At 73.5% G+C, this 8,633-nt stretch carries 8 protein-coding genes; 3 read left to right on the top strand and 5 right to left on the bottom strand.

Going from position 1 to position 8,633, the window contains the following annotated elements:
- Positions 1-18: 18 nt before the first annotated feature.
- Together ABZ215_RS34755 and ABZ215_RS34750 are read right to left on the bottom strand one after the other, a co-directional pair.
- The gene (locus ABZ215_RS34755; RefSeq protein WP_354954568.1) at positions 19-606 is read right to left on the bottom strand and encodes a TetR/AcrR family transcriptional regulator; all 588 of its coding nucleotides are present in this window, start codon (positions 604-606) and stop codon (positions 19-21) included.
- A complete protein-coding gene (locus ABZ215_RS34750; protein ID WP_237336800.1) occupies positions 588-1,085 on the bottom strand; it encodes a GNAT family N-acetyltransferase in 498 nt (165 codons plus the stop codon). The genes ABZ215_RS34755 and ABZ215_RS34750 overlap by 19 nt, the downstream gene beginning before the upstream one ends.
- A gap of 62 nt (positions 1,086-1,147) precedes the next feature.
- Here ABZ215_RS34750 and ABZ215_RS34745 point away from each other — a divergent pair, with 62 nt between their 5' ends.
- Positions 1,148-2,575 carry a phosphatase PAP2 family protein gene (locus ABZ215_RS34745; protein ID WP_354954566.1) on the top strand — a complete coding sequence of 476 codons (1,428 nt, stop codon included), beginning with the start codon at positions 1,148-1,150 and terminating at the stop codon, positions 2,573-2,575.
- Positions 2,576-2,741: 166 nt separating this feature from the next.
- Here the strand turns inward: ABZ215_RS34745 and ABZ215_RS34740 are convergent, their stop codons facing one another.
- Both ABZ215_RS34740 and ABZ215_RS34735 read right to left on the bottom strand, forming a co-directional pair.
- Positions 2,742-3,212: an SRPBCC family protein gene (locus tag ABZ215_RS34740; RefSeq protein WP_354954564.1), complete on the bottom strand. Its 471-nt coding sequence runs from the start codon at positions 3,210-3,212 to the stop codon at positions 2,742-2,744.
- Positions 3,213-3,237: 25 nt separating this feature from the next.
- The gene (locus ABZ215_RS34735) at positions 3,238-3,897 is read right to left on the bottom strand and encodes an ESX secretion-associated protein EspG (RefSeq protein WP_354954562.1); all 660 of its coding nucleotides are present in this window, start codon (positions 3,895-3,897) and stop codon (positions 3,238-3,240) included.
- A 399-nt stretch (positions 3,898-4,296) separates the two neighbouring features.
- Here ABZ215_RS34735 and ABZ215_RS34730 point away from each other — a divergent pair, with 399 nt between their 5' ends.
- Positions 4,297-5,052, top strand: coding sequence for a hypothetical protein (locus tag ABZ215_RS34730; RefSeq protein ID WP_354954560.1), 756 nt, complete (start codon positions 4,297-4,299; stop codon positions 5,050-5,052).
- A 277-nt stretch (positions 5,053-5,329) separates the two neighbouring features.
- On the opposite strand, the gene ABZ215_RS34725 is transcribed toward ABZ215_RS34730, so the two are convergent.
- On the bottom strand, positions 5,330-7,726 hold the full coding sequence (locus tag ABZ215_RS34725; protein ID WP_235716067.1) for an XRE family transcriptional regulator: 2,397 nt from the start codon (positions 7,724-7,726) through the stop codon (positions 5,330-5,332).
- A gap of 91 nt (positions 7,727-7,817) precedes the next feature.
- Here ABZ215_RS34725 and ABZ215_RS34720 point away from each other — a divergent pair, with 91 nt between their 5' ends.
- On the top strand, positions 7,818-8,507 hold the full coding sequence (locus ABZ215_RS34720; RefSeq protein ID WP_237336806.1) for a response regulator transcription factor: 690 nt from the start codon (positions 7,818-7,820) through the stop codon (positions 8,505-8,507).
- Positions 8,508-8,633 lie beyond the last annotated feature (126 nt).

Below are 8,633 nucleotides of genomic sequence, written 5' to 3'. Positions count from 1 at the left end.
GCCCCACCAAACCCACCATCAACCCCGCGCCGCATCCAGCACCGGGCCCAGCTCCGCCACCACCGCGTCCAGCGGCGCCACGTCCTCCTGCGCCCGCGCCATCACGATCGCCCCTTCGAGCGCGCTGATCATCACCATCGCGAGCGACCGGCAACGCGCCTCCGGCACACCCATCTCCCGCAGACTGTCCGCCACCGGCCGCAGCCACGTCTCGAACCCCGCGCACACGGCCTGCCGCAGGTTTTCGTTGCCCGCCACCACGTCCGCCGTCGCCGCGACGAGCGGGCACCCCGCCGCGAAACCCTCCTCGCGAAACTGGTCCCGCCACTGCGCCACCATCCCGGCGAACAACCCGGCGGGAGTCGGCGCGGCCTCGGCGTACCGCTCGACCCGCCGCGCCGCGAAGTCGCCGGACCACGCCAGCGCCTCACGCACCAGCTGGTCCTTGCCGCCCGGGAAGTAGTGCTGCAGGGACCCCCGCGGCGCCGACGCGTGCTCCACCACCTCCCGCATCCCGGTGCCGCTCACCCCCTGCGTCCGGATCAGCTGCGCAGCGCTGTAGACCATCCGCTCCCGCGGCCCGCGCGTCACCTCGCGACCTCCCACACCGGTCCCGGCATCGTCAACTCGTAGCGGTACTCGCCGCGATCGACCCCGCCCAGCAGCCGGAAACCCTGACCCCGCAACAAAGCCTTCGCCGCCACATTGTCCGCGTGCGTCACCGCCCGCACCGTCCACCCCTCCCACCGGCCCGAAGTCCGCAACCACGAAGCCATCGCCGTCGCAATCCCCTGCCGCTGCCACGGGTCCGCGACCACGATGCCGAGCTCCGCGGCCCGCGCCTCGCCCGCGACCAGGTTCAGCAGCCCGGCAGGCGACCGCCCGCTGAACGCGACCAGCGCGACCCCGTGTGGCGGCCCGGCGAGGAGGTAACGCCGGTAGCGGACGAGGACGTCCCGCGGGTCCGGCCGCCCCGGCATCAGGAAGCGGTTCCGGAGAGTACCCGCGGAGCAGGCCAGGACCAGTTCGGCGACCTCCGCCGTGGACGTGCCGTCCAGCTCGGCCACCGTCATGACAGTTGTCATAGAATCCGGTGTACTCCTCGCCGTGCCCGGAAGCAAGCCCGGAACGCGCATAGACTGCCGGCATGCGGCGATGGGTGTCCCGGCTGGACCGGCAGGTGTTCGCGCGGGTGGCGGCGACCGACTCGGCGCTCCTGGACCGGGTGCTGCCCCGCCTCGGCCGCGCGGCCAACTACGGCGGCCTGTGGTGGGCGGTCAGCGGCACGCTCGCCGCGACGCGCAACCGCCGCGCGCGCCGCGCCGCCCTGCGCGGGATGCTTGCGCTGGGCATCGCGAGCGCGACGGCCAACGGCCTGAGCAAGCGGATCATCCGCCGCACCCGCCCGTCGACGGTCGCCATCCCGCCGGTCCGGCAGTTGCGGCGCGCGCCGTGGACGACGTCCTTCCCGTCCGGGCACTCCGCGTCCGCGGCCGCCTTCGCCGTCGGCGCCACGCTGGAGTGGCCCGCGCTCGCCGCGCCGGTCGGGGCTCTCGCCGCCGGGGTGGCCACCTCCCGCGTGGTCACCGGCGCGCACTACCCGTCCGACGTGCTCGCCGGGGTCGGCCTCGGCCTGACCGCGGGCCTCGTGACGTTGTCGTGGTGGCCGCGCACCCCGGCCGGCCCGTCGGACGCCGAACCGTGTCCGGCGCCCGCCCTGCCGACGGGTGACGGGCTGGTCCTGGTGGCCAACTCGTCCGCTGGCAGCGCGGGCGCGGCGATTTTGGACCACATCGCCGCGGAACTGCCGCAGGCCAAGATCGTCGAACCGGCCGACGGTGAGGACCTCACCGAGGCGATCACCGAGGCCGCCCGGACCTGCCGCGTCCTGGGCGTCGCGGGCGGGGACGGCACGATCAACGTCGCCGCGCGGGTCGCCGCCGAGCACGGCGTCCCGCTCCTCGTCGTCCCGGCGGGCACCCTGAATCACTTCGCACGCGACCTCGGCGTGGAGACGCCGGACGACGCGGTCACCGCGCTGCGGACCGGTTCCGCGGTGCGGATCGACCTCGGGGTGGCGGACAGCCAGGTGTTCGTCAACACCTGCAGCACCGGTCTCTACACCGATCTGGTCCGGTACCGGGAGAAGTGGGAGAAGCGGATCGGGAAGTGGCCGGCGGTGCTGGTCGGGCTGGTGCACGTGCTGCGCCGCGCGAAGCCGCAGGAGCTGGTGGTGAACGGCGAGCGGCGCCGCGTGTGGATGATCTTCGCGGGCAACGGGGCGTACCGCCCGCGCGGGTTCGCGCCCACGTACCGCCCCAGTCTGCACGACGGGCTGCTCGACATCCGCGTGGTGTACGCGGAAAGCCCGTTCGCGCGCACGCGGGTCGTGCTGGCCGTGCTGACCGGAACGCTGCGCTGGTGCACGCCGTACCAGGACCGGCCGGCGGCGCCGCAACTGAAGATCAGCGCCCCCGGCGGCCGCCTGCGCCTCGCGGTGGACGGCGAGCTGACCCAGGTCCCGCCCGACGTGACGCTGCGCAAGAACCGGGGCGCGCTGGTGGTCTACCGCTGAGCGGACCGCTCTCCCGTTCGGTCCGTCGCAGCCCCTCCCGGCCCTTGCCTGTCGTGACTCGGCCGAGGTCCGGTGGTCGACTGGCTCAGCCACTGATTCACCTCGGCGAAGTGGCAAAGTGGCCCAGCCAATCCTGGAGCCGCCGCGGCTGAACCATCGCCCGGGATCAGGGGCGTTCGGCGCGGGTCTTCAGGCGCTGGAGCGTCGCGGCGATGTTGGACCGGTTCTTGTCCTCGCGCTGCCACACGCCGGTCACCAGCGAACTCGGCGCGCGGAACCAGACCGGTCGCTTGTCCCACGTGCTTTCGGTCACCACGCAGCCGTCGCCGGCGGGCTCGATGTCGTATTGCCACCGGGAAACCGGGATGCCCAGCGAACGCACCTCGAAGGCGAACCGCTTCCCCTCGTCGGCGTCGGTGATCGTGCTGACGGTGCTCCACAACCGCGCTCCACGGCGGTTGATTCCGCGGAACCGCGCGCCGACCCGGGCGCCGGTCACCCCGCCCAGCCAGCGGAAACCGTTGTACTCCTCGGCCAGCTCGGCGAGCACGCCGGGATCGCTCACCAGGTCGTAGACCCGCCCCGGCTCCGCCGCGACATCGATCCGGCCCGTGGCACTGGGCCCCGACTGCCCCATGGACACCTCGCTACGCCGCGAACAGTTACATACCTACAGTATGTATCTCCGCGGTGCTCGTCAACAGCGCGGTCACGCGATCGGCGAGGCGGGTGTCGTCGGTGGGCGTGACGGTGATGCCGTCGCCGTCGCGGGAGACGAGGTACCGGCCGCGCGACGAGTCGAACCAGGTGACCACAGTGGATGATCGCGTGCCGGCGTGCGCGCCGATCTGCCCTCCGCTGGAACGGCTTCCGGCGAGGGCGTCCACTGCGAACGGATCCACCGGCGCGCCGGGCGTACCGGGCGGGAACACCGCGACGATCTCCGGGACCAGCGCGGTGGGCGGGATCTCGGTCAGCCAGATCTCGCCGCCGGCGAGCACGGCCAGCACCCCGGTCCGGCCCGCGGCCGCGGCGAGGGCGCGGACCGGGTAACCGATGTGCCCGACGGCGTCGACCGACACCTCCGGCCCGGCCAGCAGGGCGAGCAGCGCTTCGAGCCGGGCGTCGAGCCGGCGGCCGGACGCCAGGCCGCGTTCCGCGCACGACCGGTACACCTCGTCGGTGAGCCGCGCCCGGACGGCGAAGGTGCGGCCGGTGCTGGGCACCCGCAGCGGGTACGGCGCGGGCGGCAGTTCGAGGTCGCCCCAGAGGAGGTCGAACTCGGGGGCGGACAGGACGAAGTCGGGTCTTCGGGGGGTCATGCCGGCCACGCGGCGGGGGCCCGGCCGCCTGCGCCGGGCCCCGCCGCCTCGCCGAACCGGACGGCGAACGCGCCGCCACCGCTGCCCGGGCTCCCGGCACCGCCGAAACCGGCGGTGCCGGGGCACAACGAGCCAGCACCGCCGGAACCCGGGATCGCCGGGCCGGTGGTGCGCGTACCGGGCGGCCGGGGCGAGTTCGTCGCACCCGGCCGATGGGTGGCGCCACCCGCGGCGCCGCTGATCGCGGACGCGGGCGGAACCGGCGGATCACTCCGCCGGAAGTCATTGTGCCGCAACGATGATGCCGTCACGGAAGACGGAGCAGCGACTGAAACCGGCTGATCACTGGGCCGGGGATCGTTGCGGCGCAAGGGTGATGTAGAACCGGGAGAAGCACATGTGGATGAAACCGACAGAGCCCCCCGCCGGAAGTCACTGTCCGGCAACATGGATGAAGCAGACGTGGACGGAACCGGTGCGCTCGGCCGGGGATCGCTGTCCGGCAGCACCGACGATACAGTTGTGGACGGGACCTGTGAATCGCTCGGCCGAGAACCGTTGTCCGGCAACACCAACGAAGCAGACGTGGACGAGGCCGGTGCGCTCAGCCGGGGACCGCTGTCCGGCAGCACCGACGATGCAGTTGTGAACGGGACCGGTGGATCGCTTCGCCGAGAACCGTTGTCCGGCAACAACAACGAAGCAGACGCGGACGAAACCTGTGAATCGCCCCTCCGGGAATCGCTGTCCGGCAACACCGGCACCGCACCACATGAAGCAGACGCGGACGGCAGCGAATCCCCTGCACCGCGATCCGTAGGCGGAAACTCCCGTGAGCAACCGCCGTCACTCGTAGGCGCTTCGGTCTGCTGTGGGATCGACGAGCCAACCTCCGCCACTCCGGCAGCGAACGCGGCCATCACTGCCACCGCCTCGTCGTGCGCACGCCACGCGCGCTCGGCCGCGGGACGCAAGTCACCGGCGGCTTCGTGCAGCGTGTCGAATCCGCCGTGGCCGAAGAGGCGCTCGAGGGTCTCGTCCAGGTCGAACGGCGTCGGTTCCGGCATCGCGGCGCGGGCGGCCTCCGCGGCGGGGCCGGCGGCGGTGTGCACAGCCTCGTACATTTCGCGGTGGCTGCGCGCGGCCCAGTTCTGAGCGTCCTGCTCGCCCACGTCCGCGCTCCCCGTACTGATCGTTCCTGCCGAGATCACGCTCAGTGAAACCCGAAGCGACGCGCGACGCCAGCGACCACACGCCGCCATGCCCTATCGGACGGTCAACCCTGCCCGCCCACACCCGCCGCGCCCGGGCGGCAAGCACTTCGCCACACCCGCAGCGCCCGCGCGACGAGCGCTGCGCCACACCCGCCGCGCCCGGGCCGCGAGAGGCTTCGCCACCTCCGGCGCCTCGGTGCCCGGATCCGCGCGCCGGCTCAACCCGGCCCGGACAACAACCGCTTCGCCAGCTCCGCCGCCGCCTCGGTGCCCAGGTCCTCACACACCACAAGCGCCTCCCGACGGTGCTCGGCCGCCAGCTGGCCTCGACCGGTCGCGTCCAGCACCAGCGCCAGCTCCGCGAGCGCCTGCGCCCGCTGCCAGCGCGTCAGCACCTGCGTGAACACCTCCAAAGCCGCCTGCAGGCAGTCCTCCGCCAGGCCCAGCCGACCGGCCTCCCGCCAGGCCGCGCCCTCCTGGACGGCGCATTCGGCGCCCGGCACGGGGAAACCGCCCTCGTCGAACAGCGTCCGCGCCGTCCGGAACGCCTCGGCGCCGCCCGGCCAGTCACCGGTCTCCGTCAGCGCCCTGCCGAGCAACTGGAACGTCAGCGCGCGGAAGAACCGGTACGTGAACGGGTTCGCGTCGTCCCGGTAGCGGTCGGTGTCGGCGAGCACCTCGCGGTGCACCAGCAGCGCCTCGCCGGGACGGCCGACCGCGCACAGCACCTTCCCCAGCACGTTGCGGATCGACCCCTGCCCCATCCAGAAATCCATGTCCGCCAAGCCGACCGACCGCTCGACGTGGTCCAGCGCCTCCTCCGGCCGCCCCAGCCGCAACAACACCGAACCGAGGTACCCGAGCGCCCACGTCTGCTCACGCCGGTCGCCGATCTCGGTCGCGATCGCCAGCGCCTCCTCGTGCGCGGCGCGGCCACCTTCGTTGTCGCCGAGGCAGTAGTACCGCGCCCACCCGAGGAAGTTGAGCAACACGGCCTCGTCCGGCCGGCTGCCCAGCGCCCGCGCCGCGTCCACGCCCAGCGCGAACACCTCGGCCCACGGCAGCTGCTGGATCCGGCCGTCGGAGAACCAGTGCAACGCCCTGGCCAGGTCCACCACCTGCCGGTGCTTGCCGTGCGCGAGCGCGGCCCGTTGCGCGGCGAGCCAGTTCGCCGCCTCCGCGTCGAGCCAGGCCGCGGCCTCCTCCCGCGTCGCGAACCGGCTCGCCTCCAGCGAATCCCGCAACGCGTCCGGGTAGAACAGCCGCCCGGCCTCGATCCCGGTGTCCAGCAGGTGGTCCAGCACCGCGCACGTCGCCGCCGACGTCTCGCCGGCGTCCTCCTCGACGGCCAGCCGCTCTCGCGCGAACAGGCGGATCAGGTCGTGGAAGGTGTAGCGGCCGGGCACGCTGCCCGCCTGCAGGAGGTTCGCGTCGACCAGCTCGTCGATGTGGGCGCGCACGTCCGGGGCCGCCATGCCGGTGGCGACGGTGGCCAGGTCGGCGCCGAAGTCCGGGCCCGGGATCACCGCAAGGCGGCGGAACACCAGCCGCGCCGCCGGGGACAGCCGCCGGTGCGACATCTCGAACGCCGACCGCACCCGCAGGTCCCCCGCCGACAACGCGGCCAGCCGCGTGCTCTCGTCACGCAACTGGTCGACCAGGTAGGCGATCGTCCAGTGCGGCCTGGTCGCCAGCCGGTTGCCCGCGATCCGCACGGCCAGCGGCAGGTTCCCGCACAGCTCGGCCAGTTCAGCGGCCGCGGACGGCTCGGCGCGCACCCGGTCCGGCCCGGCGATCGCCGCGACCAGCGCGGACGCGTCCGCGGTCTCCAGCGGCCGCAGCCACAACCAGCGCGCCGACTCCAGCCCGGCCAGCGCGCGGCGGCAGGTGATGAGCGTCAGGCACCCGGTGGCGGCCGCCAGCAGGGGGCGGACCTGCGCCTCATCGGCCGCGTTGTCCAGCAGCACCAGGACCCGGCGGCCGGCCAGCAGCGACCGGAACAACGACGACTGCTCGGCCACCGCGGCCGGGATCTCCGCCGCCGGCACGTTCAGGCCACGCAGCAGGACGTCCAGCGCGGCGCGCGGGGTGACCGGCTGGTCGTCCATGCCGCGCAGGTCAACCGACAGGAACCCGTCCGGGAACTCGGCCGCCAGCAGGTGCGCGGCCGTGCGGGCCAGCGCCGTCTTGCCGACTCCGGGGTGCCCGACGAGCGACACGACCACACCGCTCGGGGTGGTGAGGGCGTCGGCCGCGGCGCGGCGCAACGCGTCCAGCTCGTGGTCGCGGCCGACCAGGTCCGGCACCGCGGCCGGCGGCGGCCCCGCGAACGGCGCGGCTGGTCTGGACCTGCGACGGCGGCCGTCGCGGGCCGCGGCCAGGAAGTCTTCACGGTTTCCGCCGGTCAGCCCGAGCGCGTCGGCGAGCGCTTCGGTGGAGCGGCGCTGCGCGGCGCGGGCCCGGCCGCGTTCCAGGTCGGACAGCGCGCGCACGCTGACCCCGGAGGCCTGCGCGAGGTCGGCCTGGGTGAGCCGGGCCGCGCGGCGATGGCGTAGCAGCAGTTCACCGAAGGTCGGACCCTCCCCCGGCGACCCTATGTCCAGTGTCTCGCTCACCGCCACCCATTAAACCGGCAGAACTGCGGGCGCCGAAACCTGCCGGTGCTTCCGCCTGGTTCCGCCTGTATCGGTACGGTTAGGTGGCCCTATGCCGTACAGCACCGCTACGCGGGAGATCCCCGGCGGCCGGCCCGCCGCCCGCCTGCACGCCGTCCCGGCGGCCGACCGCGCGGTGGTCCGCGTCGCGGTGCTGGCCGACGACGTGTTCCTGCGCGCCGGCCTGCTCAGCGAGATCCAGGGCAAACCCGGCATCCACGTCGTCAACGGCACGCCCGCCTCGGCGGACGTCGTGGTCGCGATGACCGAGTCGGTGGCCGGTCTGCCGGAGCTGGTGGCCGACGCCCCGACGAACGCGCGACTGGTCCTGATCACCGACGCGCCCCGCCCGGCGGAACTGTGGACCGCGATCGAGAACGGCCTGGTGGTGCTGCTCCCGCGCGCGGAGGTCACGACGGCCCGCCTGCTGCGCGCGATCGCCGACGCGCACCAGGGCCACGGCCACCTGCCTGCCGAACAGCTGGGCCAGGTGCTGCACGGGCTGGCCCGCCTGCAGCGCGAGGTACTGGCGCCGCGCGAGCTGATGCTGAACGGGCTGTCCCGCCGCGAGACCGAGGTGCTGCGCCGCCTCGCCGACGGCCAGGACACCGCCGAGATCGCCGCGGAAATGTCCTATTCGGAGCGCACCGTCAAGAACATCCTGCACAGCCTCACCAGCAGGCTTGGGCTGCGCAACCGCACGCACGCCGTGTCCTACGCGCTGCGCAACGGGCTCATCTGAGCGGCGCTCGAATTCCCGGTGAGTGGCGGACACGCCGAGGCGAGGCGGCGCCTCGGCAGGGTACCACGGCAGGGCAGGTCAGCGCCGGTGTCTTTCTCAGAAACCGGGCATTCGTCGCGTCATTCA

Source organism: Amycolatopsis sp. NPDC006131 (assembly GCF_040614175.1).
Lineage (GTDB): Bacteria > Actinomycetota > Actinomycetes > Mycobacteriales > Pseudonocardiaceae > Amycolatopsis_E > Amycolatopsis_E tucumanensis.
Note: the sequence above shows the minus strand (reverse complement) of the source record. Positions and strands in the feature narration are given on the sequence as shown.

What these genes read in the sequence shown, in the direction of transcription:
- ABZ215_RS34740 (WP_354954564.1), bottom strand. Translation starts at nt 3,212, where the DNA reads ATGGGGCAGTCGGGGCCCAGTGCCACGGGCCGGATCGATGTCGCGGCG.
- ABZ215_RS34735 (WP_354954562.1), bottom strand. Translation starts at nt 3,897, where the DNA reads ATGACCCCCCGAAGACCCGACTTCGTCCTGTCCGCCCCCGAGTTCGAC.
- ABZ215_RS34720 (WP_237336806.1), top strand. Translation starts at nt 7,818, where the DNA reads ATGCCGTACAGCACCGCTACGCGGGAGATCCCCGGCGGCCGGCCCGCC.
- ABZ215_RS34745 (WP_354954566.1), top strand. Translation starts at nt 1,148, where the DNA reads ATGCGGCGATGGGTGTCCCGGCTGGACCGGCAGGTGTTCGCGCGGGTG.
- ABZ215_RS34750 (WP_237336800.1), bottom strand. Translation starts at nt 1,085, where the DNA reads ATGACAACTGTCATGACGGTGGCCGAGCTGGACGGCACGTCCACGGCG.